Here is a 24,894-nt window from a genome sequence, read left to right on the forward strand (position 1 = left end):
AGATAAATTTTAAGTGAAAAAAAATTAAAAAAAAATAAAAAATTATAACTCTAATTCTTTAGCTAGATCACCAATTTTAGCACCACCTGCCATCAATCTTTTCACATCTTCGTTACCTAGTTCTGAAGACAATCCTGAACCAATTACTTCTCCTAAACTTAAAAATGTAAATCGATCAGCTATAAGACGAGCATGAATTTCATTGTGTGTGATAAGTATAATTGCAATGTTTCCTAAATTTTGAACTTTTTTAATTGTCTTTAAAACTTCCATTTGCTGCTTTTGACCTAATGCTGATGTAGGTTCATCTAATATCAATATCTTTGCACCAAAATAAATTGCTCTTGCAATCGCCAATGTTTGTCTTTGTCCACCTGACATTGTTCCAACTGGCTGATTAGGGTTTGCAATGTTAATTCCAATTTTGGACATTTCCTCTATTGTTATTCTATCCATCTCATCCATTTGCATTAAACCAAATCCACTAGGTCCTTTTATTAATTCTCGTCCAAGAAAAAAATTTCTTGTTACTGATGTTAGAGCGTTAAGTGCTAAATCTTGATAAACAGTTCCAATTCCTGCATCAGATGCTTGACGTGGTGATGTAAAGTTAACATTTTCTCCATCTACTTTTATTTCTCCACTTGTCATAGGATGAACACCAGATAACACTTTAATCAAAGTTGATTTTCCAGCACCATTATCACCTAACAATGCATGAACTTCCCCTGGATAAACATCTAATGAAACACCATTTAAAGCAGTAAATGATCCAAATTTTTTTACTAAATTTTTTATTTCAATTAATGGTTTTTTATCCATTAGATATTTCCCATAATTCGTTTTCGTATATTCTCATTGGTAAAGGCAGCAGTAACAAGCACTGCTCCAAGGAACACTCTATAGAACGATCCATCAATTCCTGGAATATAAAAGAAAGCTTCTTTTGCAATACCAAAGATAATTGTACCTAAGATTATTCCACCTATAGTTCCAAAACCACCAGTTAATACAACACCACCAATAACAGCTGCAGCAATTGCTTCTAACTCTTTTAAATTACCTTTAGCTGTATCTGCTGTGTTAACTTCAAATACCTGACAAGCCGCAAACATAGTTGCGCAAAAAGCAGTGAACATAAATAATGAAATCTTAACTTTATTCGTTGGTACACCATTAGCTTTTGCAGCATTAAGATTTCCACCTGTTGAATAAATCCAGTTACCTGCTTGAGTTTTACTTAAAATTAAATAACAAATAAATGCAATTAGTCCCCAAATCATCAAACAAGAATACATCCCTTTAGCAAAAATGTTTCCAAAGTTATTTACGTTCCAATCTACTGTGTAATAAAGCCAGTTAAATACTGGTTCCATAATATCGCCACCAAAGAAATTAGCGACTGGTCTTGCAGTAACAATGGTGTCGATATAAGCTTTTGCTATATCGATATCAGTAACAGCTTTTGCTGCAACTTCAGGAACATTAACACCAGCTTCAATTTTCTTTGTCAAAATTTCAACCATTGAGTCATTGCCAGATTTTTTTGCCCCAGCTAATGATTTTTCTAAAGTTGCAATCATCTTTTCAGCATTCATAGCAGTTTTGTAAGCTGCAACTTTTTCGTTAATATATGTTAATCGTTCAGTTAATTTTGCAACCGTGCTAGCTGGCACAGTGTTAAGAATTTCTAATAATTGATCATTTGGTAAAGATTTAGCAGCATCTCTTTCCATTTCTCCATGACCTGGTACATTTATGATGTTTTTGATATCTGGTAAATCTGTAACAGTTGTTGATCCAGCAGTTTGATCAGGAGCTTTGTTAAATGCTCTGTATGATACCTCAGTTAAACCTCTTAAAAAGAAAAGTCCACCCAGTGTAACGATGAAAGAAGATATTCCACTCTTAACAATTATCCATCCTTGTATCCATCCAAAAGATAATGTCATACATAATGTAATTAATATTGCTAATAACGGAGATACATCTTGAATTTTAAATAATGTAAATCCTTCAAAATGAAAACCACCTTCAAAAGATATGTAAGGAATAACAACAGCAAAACCCCATTTTAGTATCATTGCCATACAACCACCAGCAAAGCCGATCATTGAACCAACAGAAAGATCAAATTCACCTGCAATGATTAACATTCCAGCAGCAAGTGCAACGATCCCTAATTGTGCAATTACCCTAAAATTATTTCTAATTCCTAAAGCGTTAAATCCTTCACCAGAGAAAGGGTTAAGAGAAAATTGTCCTTCTGGAATAGAAAAGTATCCCAACATACAAAAAAGTAAAACCATAACTCCAAAAGGTCCAACTTCTGGTCGAGACATAAATGCAGAGTACCATTTTTTTTCACCTTGTCGGTCTGACTCTTGTCTTGGCTTTTTTGTTGTTGATGTATTCATTTATAAAAGACTTATTAATTTTGTTAAAAAAAAAGGGCCGATTGAATAATCGACCCTTTAAATTATTACAGACTATCTATCAATACCTGCTAAAGCAGCAACTGAAGAAGCGTTAGACTTGTCAACGAAGCCAGGTCCTGATGGGATGTTAGCTCCTGGTAAAAGTCCAGCACTGTTGTTGTACAAGTGTAATACGATAATTGGCATATAACCTTGTAATCTTTGTTGTTGGTCGATAGTGAAAGCAACTCTTCCAGATCCGATTAAATCCATAACTGCAGGACTTAAGTCAAAGCAAGAGTGGTGTACTGTCATACCTAGATCAGCTAAAGCTTTATCAACAGCTTCACACACGTGTGGTCCTACTGAAAGGATCGCATCGATATCGCTGTTAGCTTGTAAAGCAGCAGTTGCTCTAGTTTGAATAGTTGCAGGGTCAGATGTAGTATCAGTCATTTGCATAGGAACAGCTGAACCGTAACCTTCACATCTGTCTACAAGAGCTGTGTTGTATGCTTCTTGAATCATACAAAGTGCTTTAGAAGCACCTTCAGCTTTTGCTCTTTCACCAGCTTTTTGACCAGCAAGTAATTCAGGCTGACCAACGTGCATTAAAGCACCTAGGCTAGCAGAAGACTCTAAACCAGAGTTCATTGTAATTACTGGAACACCAGCAGCAACAGCAGCTTTAATAGCTGGGCCTAATGCATCTGGATCTGGTAAAGAAATTACCATACCATCTGGTTGAGTAGCTGCAGCAGCTTGAATTGAGCTTGCCATATCAGCCATATCAGCAGAAGGGTTATAGATATATTCGAAGTCAGCACCGATTGCTCTAGCTGCATCTTCACCACCTTTTTGAACTACAGGCCAAAAAGGATCTTTTCCTTCACCATGAGTAATCATGACATATCTTTCAGCGAACGCAGAAGTTGCAAATAATGCAAGAGCTGCAATCGAAAGTATAAGTTTTTTCATTATTTCTCCCTTTTTTATTGTTTTTAAATTAATTTAAAAAACGAAATATACCTAGTTTGAGCAAAGTTCATAACAAAAAATATAAATACAACTTTTAATTGATTTTTTTTTTTTAAATTTTTTTCGCTTTTTTGCTTATCTTTAAAATTTAGAATTTCTCTAATTTAAATTTAAAACTAGTATGTCGCACTTCTTCCTAATCTTGCAGCACCTCTAACGCCACTAGCATCACCATATCTTGGTTTTAAAAAAACACCTTCGTATTCTCTCCCAATTACAAATTTTCGTACAAGTGAATCTATTTCATGCAAGAAATCAATTTCGTTTGAAACTCCTCCTCCAAATATAAAAGCATCAGGATCTAAAATATTTATTATGCTTGAAAGTGACATTGCTAAATTGACTTTAAAATCGTCTATAAATTTTTCAGCATCTAAATCATGTTGTCTATTTAATTCAAAAATTTCATTTGTTTTCAAATTTTTTCCATAAAGTTTTTTAAATCTTTTAGCTAGCCCTAAGCCAGATAAAAAACTCTCAATCTCTGCTTCTCTAGGGTTACTCGAGTCGAAATTTTCCTTCTTTGCTGCGAAATAAGGAATTTGATTATGACCCCACTCTCCAGCAACACCATTAGGACCACTAACTATTTTTTTATCAATTACCAAACCACCTCCAACTCCAGATCCTAAAATAATTCCATAAACAATTTTATAATGCTTCCCTGCTCCATCTATGGCTTCTGACAAGGCAAAACAATTTGCATCATTTTCACAAAATACTTCTTTACCAAGTGCCTTACGTAAATCATTTTGAAACGGCTTCTTTTCTAACCAACTGATGTTAGGAACGTTTTTAACCAACCCTGTTTGAGGGGAATGAACTCCTGGATGACAAACGCCAATTGGAAGCTCTTGCTTAAACTCTTCTTCTAATTTTTTATGAATATCTCTTATTGCAGTAATAATTTGAGTATAGTTTTTTGGACATGCTATTCTAGATCTGTGTTTTTCTTGTCCATCTTCTTCAAGTACAACACTCTCGATCTTTGTTGCACCAACGTCTATACCTACTTGCATAATTATTAGTAAGTTGCTCTACCACCACTTAGATCGAACACTGCAGCTGTTGAAAATGAATTTTCTTCACTAGATAGCCAAGCAACTAAGGAAGCCAATTCCTCTACTTTAGCAAATTTATTTCTTGGTATTTTTGAAAGCATATAATTTATATGCTCCTCAGTCATTTGATCAAAAATTCTAGTTTTTGCGGCAGCTGGAGTAACACAATTTACTGCAATATTTTTTTGTGCAAGTTCTTTACCTAAAGATTTAGTCAAACCTATAACTCCTGCTTTTGAAGTACTGTAAGCGCTTGCATTTGGATTTCCTTCTTTACCTGCAATAGAGGCAATATTAACAATTCTTCCATAATCATTCTTTGCCATAAATGGAACAACTGCTTTACAACAATAAAATACTGCATTTAAGTTAAGATTAATAACTTTGTTCCACTCTTCTATTGGATATTCTGCAACAGTAGTATTCATACCTGCTACACCTGCATTGTTTATAAAGATATCAATTTTACCATGTGATTTTTCAACTTCAGATAATTTTGAATTAATTGTTTCATAGTTGCTCACATCAACTATTTGATAAGTTAAATTTTCAGAATTTACTTTTTCTAATGCTTTTTTAGCTTCTCCCTCGTCGATATCCCAAATTACTACTTTGGCACCAGACTCGATAAATCTTTCAGTGATAGCTAATCCAAATCCTTGAGCTCCACCTGTTACAATTGCTACTCTGTTGTTTAAATCAAATTTAATCATTTTTATTTTTTAATTTTTTTGCTCTTATTAAAGGAAAAGCTAAAGCAATTAAAGATAAAATAAAGAATGTTAAAGCTATTGGTCTTGTCAAAAACATTAACCAATTTCCATCAAATATAACCAGAGATTGTCTTAAGGTTCCTTCAACCAACTCACCTAAAATCAATCCAATGATAACAGGGACAACAGAGAAACCATATCTTCTCATAAAAAAACCAAGCACACCAAAAAATAACATTATCCAAACATCAATTATAGATTGATTTAATGAATAAGTTCCACAAACTGAAACTGCAAAGATCATTGGCCATAATATTTTATTAGGTACCAACGTTATTCTTGCAAAAATTTTTGCACCAAAAAAACCAAATATAAAGAACAAAACATTAGCAATTAACATTGCGCCAAAAATTCCATATAAAAAATCAGGTTGTTCTCTAAACAAATCAGGTCCTGGTCTAACCCCATGTATAATTAATCCTGTTAAGATAACAGCTGTTGTTGCACTACCTGGAATTCCAAGTGCAAGTGTTGGAACCATTGCTCCACCTGTTGCTGCATTATTTGCAGCTTCTGCACCAGCTATACCTTCTATGGATCCTTTTCCAAATTCCTCTGGTTTTTTTGAAAATCTTTTTGCTTCTGAATATCCAATTAAAGAGGCAACTGTTCCACCTTCTGCAGGCAACACTCCAATAAATGAACCAATACCACTAGATCTTAAAATTGTTTTCCAAGTTTTTTTGTAATCATCTTTACTTGGAAGTTTGATTGCTTTTAAAGCTATTCTGTTAAATACCTGATTAATTAAAGTTGATTGTGTTAACATCTCACTCATTGCAAACAAACCAACCACCACCGGTATAAAACCAATTCCTTCTGTTAATTCATTAATTCCAAAAGTAAAACGATCAATTGATGTCATAAAATCTTTACCAACCGTTGAAATTAAAATTCCAAATGCGCCTGCAATCAAATTTTTAATAGGACTACCCTCTCCAATTGATGCAAGCATCGTTAAACCAAAGATCGCTAATGCAAAATATTCTGGCTGACCAAATTCATATGCAAGCTGAGCTAATATAGGTGCAAAAAAGACAAGTATTACAACACTAAAAATACCACCAACTGTACTTGAAACAGTAGCCATTCCTAGAGCTCTTCCAGCCTCTCCTTTTTGTGCTAAAGGATAACCATCTAAACAAGTTGCTGCAGCAGCTGGTGTTCCTGGTGTATTAATTAGAACTGCTGTTATCGCACCACCGTAAGTACCTGCACAATAAATAGAAGTTAACAATACAATTGCTGACAATGGATCAAGTGTCATTGTAAAAGGTAAAATTAATGCACCGCCGGTTGTTGGACCTAAACCAGGTAACACTCCTAAAATTAATCCAAACAATGTTCCAAAAAATAAAACCAATAATAGCTTTGAGCTAAATAAAGGAGCCATCATTAATAATAAATTATCCATCTAGCTATAATAAATGTTAGTTATAATTCCAGGTGGAAATCTTAGACCTAAAATTGTTTCAAAGAAAATAAAGACAATCACAGGAAATATAATTCCAACAAGTAATAAATAAAATATTCTTTTCTCTCCCCAACAATAAGAAACAAAAATAGATAAAACTGAAATTGCTAAAAAGAAATCTAAAGTCTTTGAAATGATTAAAAAAATCACAAAACTAGAAAGTGTTAAAAAAAATGACTTTGGTAATTCTTTTTGAACCTTCCAAGGGTTTTTAGTTGCTAAATAATAGATCAATAAAGTCATAGCTATTATTAATACCAAAAGTGCTTTTGGAAATGTTGCAGGCTGTATTCCTCTATTCAAAATAGGAGGAACAATATCAAAAGTAAAAGTAGTGATTAATAATGCTACAGAAATAAAAATAATTACAAAAGAGACTTTAAATTCATCTCTAAAAAAAAAGGGCAAACTTTTGTTTGCCCTTTTTTGTTTTTGTACATTTTTCATATGTAAATGTACTTTTAATTAGATTAGTTAATGTAACCTAAAGCTTTTAGCTGAGCAGTCATTTCAGCAAGCATTTCTTCCATTTGCTTACCCCACTCGTCAGCACCAACTACACTAGTGTCATCAAGACCAATTTCAGTTAAGAAATTTTTGTAATAGTTGTGGCTCATAGCTTTCATCATTCCAGCTTCTAACTGTTTCACTCTATCCGCTGGAGCACCTTTTTTAGTTACGAAACCTCTAACAGTAGATAAAGAAACAGGAATTCCCAATTCTTTTGCTGTTGGAGAGTCACCAATTTTAGCCATTCTATTATTTGCTAAAACAACTGATACACAAAGTTTACCTTCGTTGATTTCAGTTAATGCTTCACCTAAGTTTAAAACACCTACATCGATATCACCTTTGATAAGGTTAGTTTTAATTGGCGCTACACCTTTGTAAGCAACAATAGTTGGATCTGTTAATCCACCCTTTTTAGTAAATGCAATTGCACTAACATCATCAATACCACCAGTGTGTGTTGTTCCATATTTTAGTGATTTTGATTTTTGCGCGCTAATGAATTTTTTAGCATCTTTAATTTCATTGTTACAGTTAACAACAAATAATTGAGGATCATCTGTACCTCTTGCTAAAGGCTGCATATCGCTTAATTTTACTTTAGTTTTTCCTAAAGCCATTGATACTGCGTGACCAGTAGTCCAAGTTAGAGTGTGGTTACCATCTGCAGGTAAAGACATCATGTAATCCATAGATGCTGCTCCACCACCACCTTTTTTGTTAACTAACTGCATATCTTGTTTAAGAACTCTTCTTGCTCTTAATAACATCATTCTAGTAGTAACGTCAGTTCCACCACCAAAACCAGCGTGAGTAATTGCTTGGATTGGGTGTCCATCAGCTTTTGCTGAAGTGATCATTAATGGAAGAGCTACAACAAAAAATTCAGTTACTAAAAAAGCAGCTGCTAAAAATAGTTTAAAGCTTTTTTTCATTATTTCCCTCTTTAGTTTATTTAGTTTTTATATATAAAAGTTATATATAAATATATAATCATATTTTAATACAATACGTAAAGTAAAAAATGAGTGAAACAAAAGCTAGCATCGCACTTCTACTTGGTGATCCTGCGGGAATAGGACCTGAACTTATTTCAAAATTATTAAGTGAAGAAATAACTAACAAAGCAAATATTGTTGTTATTGGTGAAAAACAAATACTTGAAAGTGGAAATAATGTAACTGGCAACTCTCACCAACTTGAAATCGTAGAAAGCTTTGATCAAATTGATTTTAACAAATCGAATAGATTTTTATTAGATATTTCAAAAGGAAAAAATCATAAATATAAAATAGCTGAACCTTCAAAAGAATCAGGTGAAAGTGTTTTGGAGGCTTTAGATTTAGCATTAACTCTTGCTAAAGAAAAAAAAATTGATGCTATTAATTTTGCTCCAATGAATAAGACAAGTTTAAAGCTTGGAGGAAATACCCATTCAGATGAATTACAATTAATGGCTGAAAAATTAGATGTAAAAAGTTTTTGTTGTGAGTTTAATGTTATAGATAATTTTTGGACTGCAAGAGTAACCTCTCACATTCCAATTAAAGAAGTTGCACAGCACATCACAAAAGAAAATATCTTAAAGCCTATTAGATTAATTAATGAAGTTATGGAATTGAATGGCGTAAAAAATCCTAGAATAGCAGTTCAAGCACTTAACCCACATGCTGAATTTGGCACTGAAGAAAAAGATGAAATTATTCCAGCAATAGAAGAAGCAAAAAAGCTTGGATTTAATACAGATGGTCCGTTACCATGTGATACTTCTTTTGTAGTTGCTTATAAAAATAAAAACCATGATTGTATGGTTGGAATGTATCATGATGCACTTCAATCTGGACTTAAAGCATTTGGTTTTGATAGAGGAGTTACTGTTCAAGGTGGATTAACTGTTCCTGTAACAACTACTGCACATGGTTCTGCGTTTGCAATTGCTGGTAAAAATGAAGCTAACTTAGCTCCAATTTTAAATTCATTTAAAATTGCACTATCAATGGCTGAAAATAAAAAGAAGTTAAGCTAAACTTTAAATTAAACCCGCATCTACTGTAAAATTTTGTTTAGTACATCCAGATGAAACATCTGATGCTAAATATAAAACCATCCTTGAGACATCCTCAGGTAATACTTGTTTTTTAAGACACTGTTTATCTAAAATTTCTTTTTTAAATTTTGGATTTAACCATAATTTTGACTGTCTTTTAGTTGCAACTGAACCAGGGGCAATAGAGTTTATTCTAATATTATGTTGCCCTAAATCTCTAGCTAAAGATTTTGTTAAACCATAAATTGCAGCTTTTGCAGTACTGTATGCTGGAAACATAACTGCTCCTCTAATCCAACTAACAGAACCTAAATTTATAATTGATCCACCTTTATTTTTAATCATACTTTTTTTAACTGCTTGAATAGCAAACAAATAGTGTTTCAAATTTATTGCCATTCTGTCGTCCCAGTATTTTTCGGTAACTTCTTCAAGTGTGTGCCTTTGATCATTGGATGCATTATTTACTAAAATATCAATTGGGCCTTTTTTTTTAATAATGCTCTGGATTAGAGTTTTGTATTTTTTTATATTTTTAATATTGCAAAAATGAAAAGTAGGTATTTTTTGTTTTTTCTTTTTTATTTTCGAAATTAATTTTTGAGCTTCTTTTTTATCTATATCAAAAAAATAAACCTCAACACCTTGTTCACAAAGATGTTCAACAATTGATGCACCGATACCAGATGCTCCACCTGAAACTAAAGCACGTTTATCTTTTAAGTCAAAATATTGGACTTTCATATTTTGATTATAAAGATTATTTCAATATTTTCTTTATATCTTTTGTATTAAATAAACTTGGCTTTTTGCATGTAGTTTTAATTACTTGTGGTTTATTTGTCTTACATGCTTTCATTGTTGATTGAATGATGTCTAAAACATGAAGAGATAGCTCTCCATTACATTTATTTATTTTTTTATTTTCAATTGAATAAGCCATTTCTGCAAGTCCTGCTCCACGGTAATTTGCATTGGTAGGAGACTCGTTTGCTCTAGAACTCTGTGATCTTATGTTGATTTTACCAAGATGCATTTTGTTTGTTTTATATTCTTTCCAAGGATCCCCTAGTTTATTACAAACATAAACAGATCCACCAAACATATTTGGGTCTGGTACAATCATAGAACCTTTGCTTCCATATAATTCAATGTGATTTCTTTGATGCGCAATAACATCAAATGATAAAGTTAATCTTATAATTGTACCATTCTCAAACTGAATTGTTGATAAATATGTTGTTGGACATTCAACTTTAAAAGTTTTATTTTTTTTAGGCCCAATTCCAATTGTTCTTCTCTTTACTCCTTCCATTATACTACCAGTTACTTTTTTAGCTGGTCCTAATAAATTTACTAAAGCTGTTAGATAGTAAGGTCCCATATCTATTACTGGTCCACCTTCTTTTTTAGCAAACCAAGGTTCTGGATTTGGATGATAGGATTGAACACCTGGGAATGCAAAAATTGCATTTCCTAATGAAATTTTGCCTATTATATTTTTTTCTACTAACTCTTTTGATTTTTGAATTCCACCACCTAAAAAAGTATCAGGTGCATTTCCTATATAAAGTTTTTTTCTCTTTGCGATTTTAACAAGGTTTAAACCATCTTTAAAATTAATGGCCATAGGTTTTTCAGAATAAACATGTTTACCATTCAACAATGATTGCTTAGCAACTTGATAATGAGCTTTTGGAATAGTTAGATTTAATATGATTTCTACTTCTTGATCTTTTAATAAATCTTTTACCGATAATGCTTTAATTTTGTATGTCTTTGCACATTTAAGTGCATTAGCATGATTAATATCAGCACATTTAACAATCTTTATATTATTAAAATATTTTTCAGCTCTAAAATAAGTCTCTGAAATATGACCACATCCTATGAGACCGACTTTAAATACTTTGTTCATAAAGGATTAAATACCTTGTCTTTGTTTGCTTCTTCCTTCTTTGTAAAGTTTTAAAGCTTCTTCATTTTCTTTAGTAGTTGGTATTTCTAAAGTTGGACTATCCCAAAAAGATGATCCTTCTACCCATTTATAAGCATGAGTTTTAATTGAAATAACATAAGTTACATCAGATGCTTTAGCTCTTTTAAATGCAGCTTCAAGATCTGAAATTGAAGTAACGTGTTCAGATTTAGCCCCCATACTCTCTGCATGTTTTGCAAAATCTACATCAACTAAGCCAGGAGTATTAGAGCTCTTTAATAAGTTGTTATACTCTTTTCCACCTTTGAATAATTGAAGTCGGTTTATAACTGCAAAACCTCCATTATCACAAACAACGATGATCAATTTATTTTTTGTAATTACTGAAGAATAAATATCAGTATTATTTAATAGATAAGAACCATCGCCAACAAATGAGATCACTTCTTTATCTGGATTAGCCATCTTAATTCCTAATGCTCCAGATATTTCATAACTCATACAACTAAAACCCCACTCTGTTTCATGAGTATTAAGTTCTCTTGGTCTCCATACTTGAATTACTTCACCCACCAAACCTCCTGCAGCTGTAACTGCAATGTCTGTTGGATCAGAATTTCTATAAATAGCACCAATTACCTGAACATAACTTGGAACTTCCTGATTAGTTGGAGCGCTCTCTTTATCTATATGTTCATTCCATGACTTAAGTTCAGTTTGAGATTTCTTATTCCAATCCTCTCCTGCTTTCCAATCACCTAAAGCTTGAGAAAGTTCAGTTAATGAAACTTTTGCATCTCCAACAACAGCTTGAGCTAAATGTTTATTTGCATCATATCTTGATACATTAATTGAAACTAATTTAAAATTTTCGTTTTCAAAATTTGCCCATGATCCTGTTGTAAAATCAGCAAGCTTTGTACCTATTGCAATAGCAAGATCAGTTTGTTTTGCTAATGTGTTTGTATTTTTTCCACCAAGTCCTCCAATTTGACCTGCAAAATGAGAATGATCTCTCTTCATTGTTGAATAACCCATTACAGTTTGTGTAACTGGAATATTGTGTTTGATTGCAAACTGACTCAACTCTTCCATTGCATCTGAATAAAAAACTCCCCCTCCAGATATAATGATGGGATTTTTTGAAGATTTAATTTTTTCAGCTGCCTCTTTAATTTGAAATTCATCTGGTCTAGGTCGTCTAATTGTGTGAACTTTTTCTTGGAAAAATTCTTCTGGATAATCAAAAGTTTGGCCTTGGATATCTTGGCTTAAAGCAATACAAGCAGGGCCACAATCAGCAGGATCTAACATTGTTTGAATTGCTATTGGAAATGATTGAATTATTTGTTCAGGTCTAGTGATACGATCAAAATATCTTGTAACTGGTTTGAAAGCATCGTTTGCAGTTACACTTGGATTGTTAAAATGTTCAACTTGTTGCAATACTGGATCTGGCATTCTATTTGCATAAGTATCACCTGGTAAAAATAAAATTGGCAATCTGTTACTCATCGCTACTGCTGCTGCAGTAACCATATTGGTTGCACCTGGGCCAACAGATGAAGTAGCAACAAAAATTTGTTGTCTTCTTTTAGCTCTAGCGTAACCTATTCCAGTTAAAGCCATATTCTGCTCATGATGGCCTCTATAAGTTGGTAATTCTTTTTGATTTTCTTCAAGTGCTTGACCCAAACACGCTACATTTCCGTGCCCAAAAATTCCAAAGACACCAGGAAAGAGTGGTTCTTTTTTGCCGTTAATTAATATTTTTTGAGCTATTAAATATTTTACGATTGCATGTGCACAAGTAAGAGTGATTTTTTTCATAATTGGGTTTATTTTTTTTATGTATAATGTTTATATATATTTATATTTATAAATTAAAAAACCCAACTTAGTAAACCTTAAAAAAATAAAAAATTATGTATAGCAAATTTGGACAATTCATTGATGGAAAATGGCAAGAAGCAGAAAAAAAAGAGACATATGATGTAATCAACCCTGCAACTGAGGAAGTGATTGGAAAAGCATCAAAAGCATCTTCAGCAGATGTACAAAAAGCATTAAAGTCAGCTGAGAAAGGTCTTAAAGTTTGGAGTAACACTACTCCATGGCAAAGATCATATGTAATAAGAAAAATTGCAGATCTAATGAGAGAGAAAAAAGATGTTCTTGCTAAATGGTTAACACTTGAGGTTGGTAAACCTCTTGCTGAAGGAGTTGGAGAAGTTGGTGGAGGAGCTGATATATTTGAGTGGAATGCTGAAGAAACAAAAAGAATTTACGGTCAAACAGTTCAAAGTAGATTTCCTGACACAAGAGTTCATGTTTATTATCAGCCAGTAGGTGTTGTGGCTGCTTTAATACCATGGAACTTTCCAATTATTTTGGCTGCAAGAAAAATTTCAACAGCATTAGCAGCAGGTTGCTCTGTAATTTGTAAACCAGATGTAATTACACCTGGTGCAGTTATGGAATTAGTTAATATCTGTAAAGAAGCAGGTGTTCCTGATGGAGTGGTTAATTTATTATCTGGCGATCCTGCAGAAATTTCAAATGAACTATTAGAGTCTGATATTATTAAAAAAGTATCAATCACAGGCTCAACAAGAGTTGGTAAATTAATATTAAAGAAAGCTGCAGACAAAGTTCAAAGAGTAACTATGGAACTTAGTGGTCACTCACCTTTTATTGTATGTGATGATGTTGATATGAATAAAGTTGCAGATATTGCGATTACTGCAAAATTCAGAAACAATGGACAAGTTTGTATCTCTCCAAATAGATTTTATATCCAAGAAAATAAAAAAGATGAATTTCTTGGAGCTTTTATGGATAGAGCAAAGAAATTAAAAATCGGAAATGGTATGGATGAAGGAACTATCTTAGGTCCTTTAACTACTGCAAAAAGATTAGATGAAATTGAAAAACTAGTTGAGACAACAAAAAATGAAGGAGCCAATGTTTTGATGGGAGGAAAAAGACCTTCGGGTTTTAACAAAGGTTATTTTTATGAGCCAACTGTTTTTGATAATGTAAAAGACGATTTTACTATTATGAGAGAAGAGCCATTTGGTCCTCTCGTACCCGTTCTTACGTTTAAAACATTTGATGAAGTCATAGAAAGAGCAAACAATAACGACCTTGGTTTATGCAGTTATTTGTATACAAATAACATGGATCAAGCCAACAGAGGTTCTGAAATGTTAGAGTCTGGTTGCGTTGCTGTTAATACTGGTGCAGTTGCTGTAGCAGAAGCTCCTTTTGGTGGTATCAAACAAACTGGTTATGGACGTGAAGGTGGATCAATGGCGATCAAAGATTATCTAAACGTTAAATACACGCACATGGCATTAAAGGTATAATTATGAGAAAAAATAAAATTAAACAAATGATGAAAGACGGTAAACCCGTCATTAATGGTTGGTGCGCAATTCCAAGTACTGCATCTGTAGAAGCAATGGCACATCAAGGTTGGGACTCATTAACTATAGATATGCAGCATGGATTAGTTGATTATAGTAATGCTCTTCCGATGCTTCAAACAATTTCGACAACAGATGTCACTCCACTTGCTAGAGTTAATTGGAATGAGCCAGGACAAATAATGAAAATTTTAGATGCTGGTTGTTATGGAATTGTTTGTCCAATGGTCAGTAATAGAAAAGAAGCTGAAAATTTTGTTCAAGCATGTATGTACCCACCTGATGGTTACAGAAGCTTTGGTCCTGTTAGAGGATTAATTTATGGTGGTGCAGATTATGCAGATCACGCTAATGAAGAAATTCTTAAATTAGCAATGATAGAAACTAAAGAGTCTTTAGAAAATTTAGATGAGATAATGTCTACACCAGGTGTTGATGGTATTTATATTGGGCCTGCAGACTTAAGTTTAGCAATCGGTGAAAAACCTGGATTTGATCGAGCTGAAACAACAAAGGCTTATTCTGAAATTTTGAGAATTCTAGAACATGCAAAGAAAAATAATATTTTTGCAGGAATTCACAATGGTACAACAGAATACGCAACGAAGATGATTGAAAAAGGTTTTGATTTTGTAACGATAGCTTCTGATTTAAGAGCTTTAAGTGCTGGCGCTAAAGCAACTGTTGATAAGATGAAAGGTTCTTTGTCTAAAAAAGACGACGACGCTACTTATTAATCAAGTTGATTTAAAAATTCTTCAAACTGATTTTTATCTAAATTAGAGGATTGTTTCTTACTTGGAAACTTTCCAGCCATAGAATCTTTTTTAAATGCTTTAAGAGCTTTAACTCTTTCAACCTTAATTTCATTTCTAAGTTTTAATAAATTTCCATAAGCTTTAGAATGTCTTGGAGGATTTTCGGTATCACCACAAATATCTTCCATAAATAAATACATCACATCTGCATTTCTTCCAGATCCTAAAGAGACAGTTACAATATCTGTTCGTTTAGAAATTTCTCCCATTACATTTTCAGGTATTACTTCACACTCAGCAGAAAAAGCTCCTGCATCTTCTAATCTTTTAAATTTTTGGAATAACTCATAAGCCTCATTTGCAGTTTTACCAACTGCTCGAAGTCCACCTATCCAAGTTGATTTTCTTGGAACTAATCCTAAGTGACCCATAACAGGCACATCTTCTTTTGCTAGCATTTCTACTATGTCCATACTTCTTGGTGTCATCACTGCATCAGCACCATTTTCTAAAGCTTTAAATGCTCCACGCATAATATCATCTGCTGTAACAAATTCGTTCAAAACTAAAGCTGCGGTTAAAAAAAGATTTTTTGACCCTTCTCTAACTGGAATAATATTCTTAGCGTTAGCAATAATCATGTCAAAGCCAGCTTTTTCTGCTGCAGCAGCCTCATCAACAGTATTTGCAGTAACTTGAGTAAATTTTCTTTTACCTTTGGCTGCTTTTAAATCACCTACTGTAGTTGATCTTTTGGCTGGTTTTGCAGCCCATGTATATACATTCTTCATTAAATACCTTTATAAAGGACGTCTCTTCGATCAATAAATTCCTCAAAAGTCTTAATAGTAACAACTGATGGTAAAATAAAAATTGATCTTTTGTCCTTTTCGTTTCTAATAATTCTAAAATAACCTTTTTTGATTGCTGTATCGATATAAACATTAGAAGTTAAATAAGATTTCTCTATAACTCTTAATAGTTCATTTTTTGTAATAGATTTATTTTTGTAATAAGCAAGCATCACCATGTGCAGCATAATCCAATGTTGAGGTGTCAGAGAAAACCAATTTAATAAATCATTTGCTAACCTTCCCTCAAAATCTCCAAGTGAAATTTCAGCTAATGTAATTCTTTTTTGAGTTGATTTTGAAATTTTTTTCTGTTCTTCAAAATTTTTTGGATACTTAAACTGTCTTTTCATTTAAATAAACTTAAACTTATTAAGTTTTCTATTCAATACTATTTTTGCTTAGTAGCTCTTTATAAATGTTATTTACTCTATGCACTTCTGAAGCTGTATTAAAATATCCCTCATATTCGATTTCATCTGGTGTTACATCAAAATGATAATGACCAGCATCTTTATCATGTTCATAAGAATGAAAATGCGTATGTTCACCAGACTCTCTTAAATTCAATTCTCCTCCTGTAGGATCTCCAGTCCAAAGTACTGTATAACACTGCAATTTTGGACCTACAGGTTCATAAAATTGAAGAAAATCTTTTACACACTTCATTTGTTTTGGATCATAGTATTCATGTGTAATATCTTTGTAATCTGGTTGAACATGAGATCTTACTTTCCCTTCTAATATTCTAAATACACCTGCGATAGCAACATGTTCATTTTCTTTAAGATTTAAATTATTTGATAATGAAGACCTCATCGCTTGCGGAAGTGAACCTTGATCACCTGATCTTCCTTTGATTTTTATTTTAATTACTTTTCCTTGTTTACCATCTGTATAATAAATATTTCCAAGTCCTCCATGTTTTCGTGCACTATATTTTTCAACAATACATTTTTTATCAGGACTTACTCTTGCAATTATAGATCTAGACTCGTCAGTAATTAAATTTTCATTAATTACTAGTTCTCCGCAGTGACCGTCCAAACACGACATTGCACCAGATCCAGCACCTAAAGCATAAGATTTTTCTGATCCAATCATTTTAGAAATTTCTTGGTAATCAAATTCAGCACCAATAAAATTAGGATCATGCATGTATGGTTCACCACCAACATCAATGATTTTTTGGTTACCACTTATTCCTTCAGATGGACAATCCCATTCACGAAGATTGGGACAATCTACAACTTCTACTTCAACATTTTTATAATTTTCTGAAAGTCCTTTTTTTAATGCATTCGCTATATCTTCAAGTGAATGATTTGTGAAAGTTCCTTTTTCTATTTTTAATTGCATGATGTTAATAAGCTATAATTTATTTTGCATATTGTCTATAGATAATATATATAATTTCTATACATAAATAATTTTAAAAAGGTAACGATGATAAATAAAGATTTAAAAGTAGCCGTACTAGGCGCAGGTGCTATGGGCTGCCTGTTTGGAGGATTGCTAGCTGAAAAAGGTTTAAATGTAACTTTAATTGACGTTTGGAAAGAGCATGTTGATGCGATTAATAAAGATGGTTTGAAAATGGATGGTCACGGTGGTGATCGTATAATTAAAGTTAATGCTACTTCAGATCCATCATCGTTAGATAAGATGGATGCAGTGATTGTTATGTGTAAAGCAACTGCATTAGAACCAGCGTTAAATAGCATTAAAAATATTATTGGTGAAAAAACAGTTTTCATGTCTTTTCAAAATGGAATTGGTCATGAAGCAATAATTCAAAGTATCGTTGGAAATGAAAAAGTAATCGGTGGAACAACGACACAAGCTTCTAATATTTTAGGACCAGGTCATATAATGAACCATGGCGCATTGCCTTCATGGATTGGTGAATATGAAGGAGGAATAACGGAAAGAATTACAGAAATAGCTGATACTTTTACTGCACATAATTTAGAAATGATTGCAGCTGAAGATGTTAAAAAAAGAAAATGGATGAAGCTTTTTGCTCTAACAGCGATTGGTCCTCTTTCAGCTATATTTGACCTACATCACACCGATCTTTACGTAAATAATAAGGCTAATGATGTTTCAAGAGGGCTTGGTAAAGAAATCATTTTAGAGACAAGAGAAGTAGCACTTGCTGATGGAGTTAATGTTTCTGAAGATGAGTGTCTATTTATGTTCAATAAAATTGTAGATTCGATGCAAACTAACAAATCTTCAATGGCTTTTGATGTTCAATACAAAAGAAAAACAGAAATTGATTTTATAAGTGGTGCTGTTTCTAAAATTGGAAAAAAACATGGAGTAAAAACACCTTTAAATGACCTGATGTATAAAATGATCAAGGTTAAAGAAGGTATGTATAGTTAATGCTTAAAATTAATCGATTAAAAAAAATTAAAAGTAATTTTCCTGTACTAGTTGGAGACAAAGTTGTTGAGAAAAATACTTGCAATTTATTAATTGATGAAATTAGTAAATCTAAAGCTTTTGATGACATGATAATGGGTGGTCGAAGCAGAATTAATAAAGGCTCAAAAAATTTTAATAACTATATTAAATCTTCAAATAATTCTGCAAAACTCTTCAAACTTTTTAATAGCAAGGCATTTTATAAAAAAATTGAAACTCTTTTTTCTAAAAATTTTAAAGATGGATCTTGGACAAACACTCACAAACCAAAAATATTTAATCAAAAAAAATTTACTATTAAAAAGAAATTAAATTCAAGTGAATTAAAAAAATTATTAGGAAACAATTACACTAACCCAAAAGTTAATTTAGATATTGATTTTTCGGTTTCTAAAGGAGGATACAGACTGCGTCCTCATAGAGATGATATTACGAGATTGTATAATTTCTTAATTTATCTAACAGATATTCCAAAGAAAAATGGAGGATCACTTACAATTTATAGAAAAAAATCAAAGAAAAATTTAAGAAAAAGTTTCAGGCGATTTCCAAAAATGAGTGAATTAGAAATAGTAAAAGCATTTACTCCAAAGAAAGGAACTGTGGTATTTTTTCAATCTACACCAAATTCTTATCATGGAGTTAAACGTTTTATAGAAAAAAACTGTCCAAAAAGATTTTTTATTTATGGAAGTTACGCACTCAATAAGCCAGTTATTTGGAATTATAAAGGAACAGCTTACTATCCACACATCATCAGTACGAAGAAAAAAATGTTAACTTCTTTTCATGATGCAAATTATTTAACAACTGCTCCTAAGAATTGATATTGTTAAAAATTTCTACTAGGTTCTATTAATGCCAAATAATCTACAAAAGAAATTATTTGAACAAGGATATTTAAAAGTAAAAAATGTTCTTAACTATCAAAGAGATTTAAAGCCAATCCTTAATGACATGGAATTTGTAATGGATTGTTTGATCCAAAAATTTGCAAAAAAAAAGGATGTAAAAAAAGTTCTTAATTTAGATTTTAAAAAAAAATATTCTTATATATCGAAATTAAAAATTGATGATTTAGATCAATATTTTAATACTAGATTGCCAAGAGATCACGTTAAGAAAGATAGTGATTACTTTGCTACTCAATCTTTATGGAATTTAATTACTAATAAAAATATTTTAGATGTTGTTGAAAAAATTTTGGGAAAAGAAATCATGTCTAATCCAGTACAAAATACTAGAATTAAACAACCTGAAAAAAAATTACCAAAAGGTTCAATTTTAGACGGTTTAAGTGGAAGAACACCTTGGCATCAGGATGCTGCAGTTCTCAGTCCTAAAGGACAAAAATTGACTGACATGGTTACTGTATGGATACCTTTTACAAAAACTACAAAAAAAAATGGGTGCATGATTACTGTTAAGAAAATTAATAAAATGGGATTATTAAATCATATTGCTGGTTATAGAGGCCAAGTAGAAATTAAAGACAGTAAATTACTGGATAAAATGCAGCATATTCACTTAGAGGCAGACGTTGGAGATGTAATTCTTTTGCATAAACATTCAATTCACTGCTCCTTACCTAATAGATCAAATGATTTTAGAATAAGTGCAGACCTTAGATACAATGTAGCTGGTCAACCTTCTGGGAGAGATCCACTTCCAAATTTCTATGTAAGAAGCAAAAATAAAAAAAATCTTAAAATTCAGAATTTTAAACAATGGTTAGCTCTTTGGGAAAAAGCAAAAGAAAAATGTATTCCACGCAAATATGCCTTTAAATATCCTTTGCCGACGTTTAAGAATAGTAAAAAAGATCTTTCAAAATTATTATAAAAATTAACAAATGAATTCAGTAACTACCCGTGTCTACTCGGTAGACTTTTTTTTAGCAATTCTTGGTTATTCCTTATTTGTTATCATGGACTCTATAGCAAAAGAATTGACAAATTATTATCATGTAACACAAATAATATTTATTAATTCTTTATCGGCATTACTGCCAATTTTACTTTACACGCAAGTTAGAAATTCTTGGAAAAAAATTAAGACTAAAAACTTTTTTGTACATTTGGTTAGAGCAATAACTTTAATAATTTCAATGGGATTATTTTTTCTTTGTATAAATAAACTTCCACTGACAACCATGTATAGCATAATCTTCTTTACACCCTTTGTATTAACAATTGGTTCTGTAATTTTTCTAAAAGAAAAAGTAAGTTGGAGAAGATATACAGCAATATTAGTAGGTTTTATTGGAACAATAATTGCAATCGATCCTTTTGGAAAAGAAATTAATAACTATGTATTATTGGCATTATTAATACCAATTTTTGGGTCTGTGGGTCATTTGTTGGTTAAAAAATATGGTCAATCAGAGAGTGTGTATTCATTTTTAATAATTGGAAAGTTAATCTTAATTTTTATTTCAGGTGTGATTACATTTGAGCTTTATATACCAATGACTAAAACAGATTTTTTCTTAAATTTTAACGCAGGTTTATTAAGAGGAATGGGAATGATTTTTATTATAAATTCTGCTCGACATCTTCCTGCTTCAATATTTGCGAACACACAATATGTTCAATTATTAATTGGTGCATTGATCGGTTTTTATATTTTTAATGAAATCCCTACTTGGAATATTTATTTAGGAAATGTTTTTATAATTGGTGCTGGAATTTATATTGTTTTAAGAGAGATAAAACTTTCTAGAAATATTGTTTCAAATTCAATAAGGCCAACAACTATTTCAATTAAAAAGTAAGTTATTCAATTTAAGTTAAAAATATATATAAGTAAGTATGGCTAAAATATTAATAACAGAGTTTATTAATCAAGACAGTTTGAACGATCTAAACAGGAGTTTTGAAATCAAATTTGATGAAAAGCTTTGGGAAAAAAAAGATGAGCTTAAAGAAATTATTAAAGATTATGATGGTTTAATTGTCAGAAATAAAACTCAAGTAAATAAAGATATTTTATCTAACGCTAATAATTTAAAATTTATAGGAAGATTAGGTGTTGGTTTAGACAACATTGATACTGAATTTTGTAAAACCAAAAATATTCATGTCCAACCTGCAACCGGCATGAATGCAGACTCTGTAGCTGAGTATGTGATTTCATCTTCTATGTCTTTAATAAAAAAAATTCCTATGTTTCATCATGGAACGATCAAAGGTGATTGGCCTAGAACAACTATTAAATCTACTGAAATAAATGGAAAGTGTATTGGAATAGTAGGTTTTGGTACTATCGGCAGAAAAGTTGCTGACTATAGTTTGAAAAATGGACTAAATGTTTTGGCTTATGATCCTTATATTAAAAAATTAGAAGATAATGAAAAAAATTATAAATTATCTTCATTAGAAGATGTATTTAAAAATGCAGATATTATTTCTTTACATTTACCATTAACAGAAGAGACTAAAAATTTAATCAACAAGACTTCATTTTCTAAAATGCAAAAACAGCCAATTATAATCAATACTTCTAGAGGTAGTGTTGTAAATGAGAATGATCTTATAAATGCTTATGATCAAAATCTAATTTCAGGATTTGCATTAGATGTATTTGAAAATGAACCTATTAAAAAAGATTTATACGAAAGAATAACATCTGGAATTAATTGTATTTTAACTCCTCATATTTCAGGTGTCACTACAGAGTCAAATATTAGAGTTAGTAATTTTATAGTTAAAAAGGCGATTGATTTTTTTAACTAATTATCTCGTTTAACTTAACTACTCTTCCAAGTTTAATTGATGTCTCGGCAGCTTCTCCAACAGCAACTGCGATTAATCCATCATTCAAAGATACCTCTGGCTTTAATTTATTTTTTACTGCATTTATAAATGCTAAATGTTCATAATAAGTTGAACCATGATGATGTCCTGCTTCAAGTATTTTTAGATCTACACTAATACTTTCTTGTTTAGTTTTTCCATCTCTCATACCAATTCTTACATCAGAAGTAGTTTTCCCAGACTCGTTTGAAGGAACTGAAGTTTCAATTTTACCAATATTTCCTGTTGCTGTTAACTCTTCTTGCATTTCAGAATTTTCAGCAAACATACAAAGCTCAAGCATACTTCTTGAGCCGTTCTCAAAATTAACAATTACGTAAGCATTATCAATAATATCTGGTTTTTTCCCATCATATTCCTCATCTAAATGATTTACATCTTGTCCCCCACTCGCATAAACACTTACGGGCTCACTCTTAACAATAAAACGCATCAGATCAAAAAAATGACAACACTTTTCAACTAAAGTTCCTCCAGTATTTTTTTCAAATCTGTTCCAGTCATTTACTTTTTTTAGGAAAGGAAATCTGTGCTCTCTTATTGTTAATGTTTTTAGATCACCAATTGTTTTGTTGTGAATTTCTTTAATAAATTTTGAAACAGGAGGCATGTACCTATACTCCATAGCAGTCCAAAGTACTGATGGGTAATCTTTAGTAAGTTTTTCTATTTCTAAACAATCTTTTGTCTTAGTACACAAAGGTTTTTCAACCAATATGTGTTTCTTAGTTTGAATTACATCTTTTAAAATTTGAATATGAGTAAAATTAGGAGATGAGATTATATATACATCGACTAAATTTTCTTTAATCAAATCTTGATGATTTTTAAAGCAAACAACTTCTGATTTAAGTAATTCTTGGCACTGTTTCAAAGACTCTTCGTGAGGATCTGAAAGAGCAACTACTTCAGCTTCGTCTATTAAAGATAAATTTAAAATATGTTCTCGAGCCATCGTGCCAGCTCCAATTATTCCATATTTAATTTTTTCCATATTTATTATCTATCAGTTTAATTAAATAAATTTAATCAATTGTTAATCCGCTTGGTACTTTTTCTGGTTTACCGAGTGGTCTTTGATTTCCACTTTTTCCAGTTAGAGATTGTAAAAAAGAGACTAATTGATCAATTTCTTTTTCACTTAAATCTATTGGCTTGATATCTATACTTGAAATAATTCTATCCTGTTCTCTTTTGTCAGAAAAAGTCACAAAATCTATTTGTTCTAACCATGGAGCCTTTGGTAAATTTGCATATTGAGGTTTCCAATTTTTATTCATAGTTACTGGATTTAAATGATGTTTAATTATGCCCTTAAGTGTTGGATAAGCACCATTATGACCATAAGGTGCTGTTAAAGAAACATTTCTTAGCGCAGGTGTTTTAAATTTATACATGTCATCGACATCATCTGTTTCAACCATTCTTCCAACATCACGTGCATAAGGATCAAATGGTCTGGTTCTGCCTGGTCCAAATTGTGGAATACCTATTGAGTGAAATTTTTGATCGGACAATAAAGACCCTGAATGACATGAGCTACAATTAGCTTTGCCATAAAATAAATTCATACCTGCAATCTGATTTGAATTTAAAGCTGATTTATTGCCGTTTAAATATTCATCAAAAGGAGAGTCAAAAGATGTCCATTCATGAATTTCAAAAGCTGCAATTGAGTTTACTATATGTGTAATATTTATGTCTAAAGCATTATCAACATCATCAAAAGCATGTTTAAACATCTCAACATATTCAGGAACCCCTCTTATTCTATGAGCGATTACAGGCCAGACTCTATCAATTCTCATACTATCTTTACCAACTTTTGAAACCAATCCTATAATTTCATTTTCACCTGGATTTCCAGCCATTTCAAATTGTCTTGTCATTGGAAATAAAGCTTGAACAGCAACTATATTATCAAGACCTTTTGGAAGCAGTTCTTGTGCTGGGGTATTAAAACCATTTCCAAATATATCAGATTTAGTCACTCTTCCATCATGAAGTAATGTGGTAATATGTTTAAATCCTAAATTCCATAATGCTAAAGCGTTTCTTGGAATACGTTTTTTAATTTTATCATCCCCTGATCCAGCTGTTCTTTCTAATCCAATACCATGTCCTCCTTCACCAATACCTAATGAAAGTCCATCAGACCCTCCTAAATCATGGCTATGACAAGTTGCACAAGCAATATTACGATTGGCAGATAAAATTTTATCATGAAATAAAAGTCTTCCTATTTTAACCTTTTCCATATCAACTTTATGAAAATCATTACTTGTTAAAGGTTTTGGTAATTCAATTGAATATGTTTTGTTTGCTGAAATTAAAAATGGAATTATAAATA

The 24,894-nt window shown here is 31.7% G+C and carries 24 protein-coding genes; 8 read left to right on the plus strand and 16 right to left on the minus strand.

Annotation, left to right across the window (positions count from 1 at the left end; all coding sequences use genetic code 11):
• Positions 1–42 precede the first annotated feature (42 nt).
• The 8 genes from ACTTAY_RS02570 to ACTTAY_RS02605 all read right to left on the minus strand — a co-directional run bounded on the left by ACTTAY_RS02570 (position 43) and on the right by ACTTAY_RS02605 (position 8,208).
• Complete coding sequence (locus ACTTAY_RS02570; RefSeq protein ID WP_440672240.1) at positions 43–822, minus strand: ATP-binding cassette domain-containing protein; 780 nt, start codon at positions 820–822, stop codon at positions 43–45.
• Complete coding sequence (locus ACTTAY_RS02575) at positions 822–2,417, minus strand: ABC transporter permease (RefSeq protein WP_440672241.1); 1,596 nt, start codon at positions 2,415–2,417, stop codon at positions 822–824. Before ACTTAY_RS02575 ends, ACTTAY_RS02570 begins: the two co-directional genes overlap by 1 nt.
• A gap of 72 nt (positions 2,418–2,489) precedes the next feature.
• The gene (locus ACTTAY_RS02580) at positions 2,490–3,395 is read right to left on the minus strand and encodes a sugar ABC transporter substrate-binding protein (protein WP_262589451.1); all 906 of its coding nucleotides are present in this window, start codon (positions 3,393–3,395) and stop codon (positions 2,490–2,492) included.
• A 176-nt stretch (positions 3,396–3,571) separates the two neighbouring features.
• Positions 3,572–4,474: an ROK family protein gene (locus ACTTAY_RS02585; RefSeq protein ID WP_440672242.1), complete on the minus strand. Its 903-nt coding sequence runs from the start codon at positions 4,472–4,474 to the stop codon at positions 3,572–3,574.
• A 5-nt stretch (positions 4,475–4,479) separates the two neighbouring features.
• Positions 4,480–5,229 carry an SDR family NAD(P)-dependent oxidoreductase gene (locus tag ACTTAY_RS02590; protein ID WP_262589454.1) on the minus strand — a complete coding sequence of 250 codons (750 nt, stop codon included), beginning with the start codon at positions 5,227–5,229 and terminating at the stop codon, positions 4,480–4,482.
• A complete protein-coding gene (locus ACTTAY_RS02595) occupies positions 5,222–6,703 on the minus strand; it encodes a tripartite tricarboxylate transporter permease (RefSeq protein WP_440672243.1) in 1,482 nt (493 codons plus the stop codon). Before ACTTAY_RS02595 ends, ACTTAY_RS02590 begins: the two co-directional genes overlap by 8 nt.
• Entirely contained in the window at positions 6,704–7,210 is a 507-nt protein-coding gene (locus ACTTAY_RS02600; RefSeq protein ID WP_440672244.1) for a tripartite tricarboxylate transporter TctB family protein, read from the minus strand.
• A gap of 23 nt (positions 7,211–7,233) precedes the next feature.
• Positions 7,234–8,208, minus strand: a complete 975-nt coding sequence (locus ACTTAY_RS02605) for a Bug family tripartite tricarboxylate transporter substrate binding protein (protein WP_440647715.1) — start codon at positions 8,206–8,208, stop codon at positions 7,234–7,236.
• 89 nt (positions 8,209–8,297) lie between these two features.
• Here ACTTAY_RS02605 and ACTTAY_RS02610 point away from each other — a divergent pair, with 89 nt between their 5' ends.
• Positions 8,298–9,299: a 4-hydroxythreonine-4-phosphate dehydrogenase PdxA gene (locus ACTTAY_RS02610; protein WP_440672245.1), complete on the plus strand. Its 1,002-nt coding sequence runs from the start codon at positions 8,298–8,300 to the stop codon at positions 9,297–9,299.
• 3 nt (positions 9,300–9,302) lie between these two features.
• On the opposite strand, the gene ACTTAY_RS02615 is transcribed toward ACTTAY_RS02610, so the two are convergent.
• From ACTTAY_RS02615 to iolD, 3 genes are read right to left on the minus strand one after another with little or no spacing between them, the layout of a single operon-like run.
• On the minus strand, positions 9,303–10,064 hold the full coding sequence (locus tag ACTTAY_RS02615) for an SDR family NAD(P)-dependent oxidoreductase (RefSeq protein ID WP_440672246.1): 762 nt from the start codon (positions 10,062–10,064) through the stop codon (positions 9,303–9,305).
• Positions 10,065–10,080: 16 nt separating this feature from the next.
• On the minus strand, positions 10,081–11,238 hold the full coding sequence (locus tag ACTTAY_RS02620; protein WP_440672247.1) for a Gfo/Idh/MocA family protein: 1,158 nt from the start codon (positions 11,236–11,238) through the stop codon (positions 10,081–10,083).
• Positions 11,239–11,244: 6 nt separating this feature from the next.
• Positions 11,245–13,089, minus strand: a complete 1,845-nt coding sequence (gene iolD, locus ACTTAY_RS02625; protein WP_440672248.1) for a 3D-(3,5/4)-trihydroxycyclohexane-1,2-dione acylhydrolase (decyclizing) — start codon at positions 13,087–13,089, stop codon at positions 11,245–11,247.
• Between the two features lie 95 nt (positions 13,090–13,184).
• Here iolD and ACTTAY_RS02630 point away from each other — a divergent pair, with 95 nt between their 5' ends.
• Positions 13,185–14,627, plus strand: a complete 1,443-nt coding sequence (locus ACTTAY_RS02630; protein ID WP_440672249.1) for an NAD-dependent succinate-semialdehyde dehydrogenase — start codon at positions 13,185–13,187, stop codon at positions 14,625–14,627.
• A gap of 2 nt (positions 14,628–14,629) precedes the next feature.
• A complete protein-coding gene (locus tag ACTTAY_RS02635; protein WP_440672250.1) occupies positions 14,630–15,424 on the plus strand; it encodes an HpcH/HpaI aldolase family protein in 795 nt (264 codons plus the stop codon).
• Here the strand turns inward: ACTTAY_RS02635 and ACTTAY_RS02640 are convergent.
• From ACTTAY_RS02640 to ACTTAY_RS02650, 3 genes are read right to left on the minus strand one after another with little or no spacing between them, the layout of a single operon-like run.
• On the minus strand, positions 15,421–16,236 hold the full coding sequence (locus ACTTAY_RS02640; RefSeq protein ID WP_440635014.1) for a 3-methyl-2-oxobutanoate hydroxymethyltransferase: 816 nt from the start codon (positions 16,234–16,236) through the stop codon (positions 15,421–15,423). The genes ACTTAY_RS02635 and ACTTAY_RS02640 overlap by 4 nt on opposite strands.
• Positions 16,236–16,649 carry a MarR family transcriptional regulator gene (locus ACTTAY_RS02645; RefSeq protein WP_262589473.1) on the minus strand — a complete coding sequence of 138 codons (414 nt, stop codon included), beginning with the start codon at positions 16,647–16,649 and terminating at the stop codon, positions 16,236–16,238. Before ACTTAY_RS02645 ends, ACTTAY_RS02640 begins: the two co-directional genes overlap by 1 nt.
• A gap of 28 nt (positions 16,650–16,677) precedes the next feature.
• On the minus strand, positions 16,678–17,655 hold the full coding sequence (locus ACTTAY_RS02650; protein ID WP_440672251.1) for a DUF1907 domain-containing protein: 978 nt from the start codon (positions 17,653–17,655) through the stop codon (positions 16,678–16,680).
• Between the two features lie 87 nt (positions 17,656–17,742).
• Between ACTTAY_RS02650 and ACTTAY_RS02655 the strand changes: the two genes are divergently transcribed.
• The 5 genes from ACTTAY_RS02655 to ACTTAY_RS02675 are packed head-to-tail and all read left to right on the plus strand — an operon-like array spanning position 17,743 to position 22,463.
• Positions 17,743–18,687: a ketopantoate reductase family protein gene (locus ACTTAY_RS02655; protein ID WP_262589476.1), complete on the plus strand. Its 945-nt coding sequence runs from the start codon at positions 17,743–17,745 to the stop codon at positions 18,685–18,687.
• Positions 18,687–19,556 carry a 2OG-Fe(II) oxygenase gene (locus ACTTAY_RS02660; protein ID WP_262589477.1) on the plus strand — a complete coding sequence of 290 codons (870 nt, stop codon included), beginning with the start codon at positions 18,687–18,689 and terminating at the stop codon, positions 19,554–19,556. The genes ACTTAY_RS02655 and ACTTAY_RS02660 overlap by 1 nt, the downstream gene beginning before the upstream one ends.
• A 31-nt stretch (positions 19,557–19,587) precedes the next feature.
• On the plus strand, positions 19,588–20,571 hold the full coding sequence (locus ACTTAY_RS02665) for a phytanoyl-CoA dioxygenase family protein (protein ID WP_440618617.1): 984 nt from the start codon (positions 19,588–19,590) through the stop codon (positions 20,569–20,571).
• 10 nt (positions 20,572–20,581) lie between these two features.
• A complete protein-coding gene (locus ACTTAY_RS02670; RefSeq protein WP_440672252.1) occupies positions 20,582–21,502 on the plus strand; it encodes a DMT family transporter in 921 nt (306 codons plus the stop codon).
• 37 nt (positions 21,503–21,539) lie between these two features.
• Entirely contained in the window at positions 21,540–22,463 is a 924-nt protein-coding gene (locus ACTTAY_RS02675; protein ID WP_440672253.1) for an NAD(P)-dependent oxidoreductase, read from the plus strand.
• On the opposite strand, the gene ACTTAY_RS02680 is transcribed toward ACTTAY_RS02675, so the two are convergent.
• Both ACTTAY_RS02680 and ACTTAY_RS02685 read right to left on the minus strand, forming a co-directional pair.
• Complete coding sequence (locus ACTTAY_RS02680) at positions 22,456–23,538, minus strand: Gfo/Idh/MocA family protein (protein WP_440672254.1); 1,083 nt, start codon at positions 23,536–23,538, stop codon at positions 22,456–22,458. The genes ACTTAY_RS02675 and ACTTAY_RS02680 overlap by 8 nt on opposite strands.
• Before the next feature lie 31 nt (positions 23,539–23,569).
• The gene (locus ACTTAY_RS02685; protein ID WP_440672255.1) at positions 23,570–24,802 is read right to left on the minus strand and encodes a cytochrome-c peroxidase; all 1,233 of its coding nucleotides are present in this window, start codon (positions 24,800–24,802) and stop codon (positions 23,570–23,572) included.
• Positions 24,803–24,894: the final 92 nt, after the last annotated feature.

Origin of the sequence: Candidatus Pelagibacter sp. HIMB1715 (assembly GCF_052047595.1) — a bacterium.
Classification (GTDB): domain Bacteria; phylum Pseudomonadota; class Alphaproteobacteria; order Pelagibacterales; family Pelagibacteraceae; genus Pelagibacter.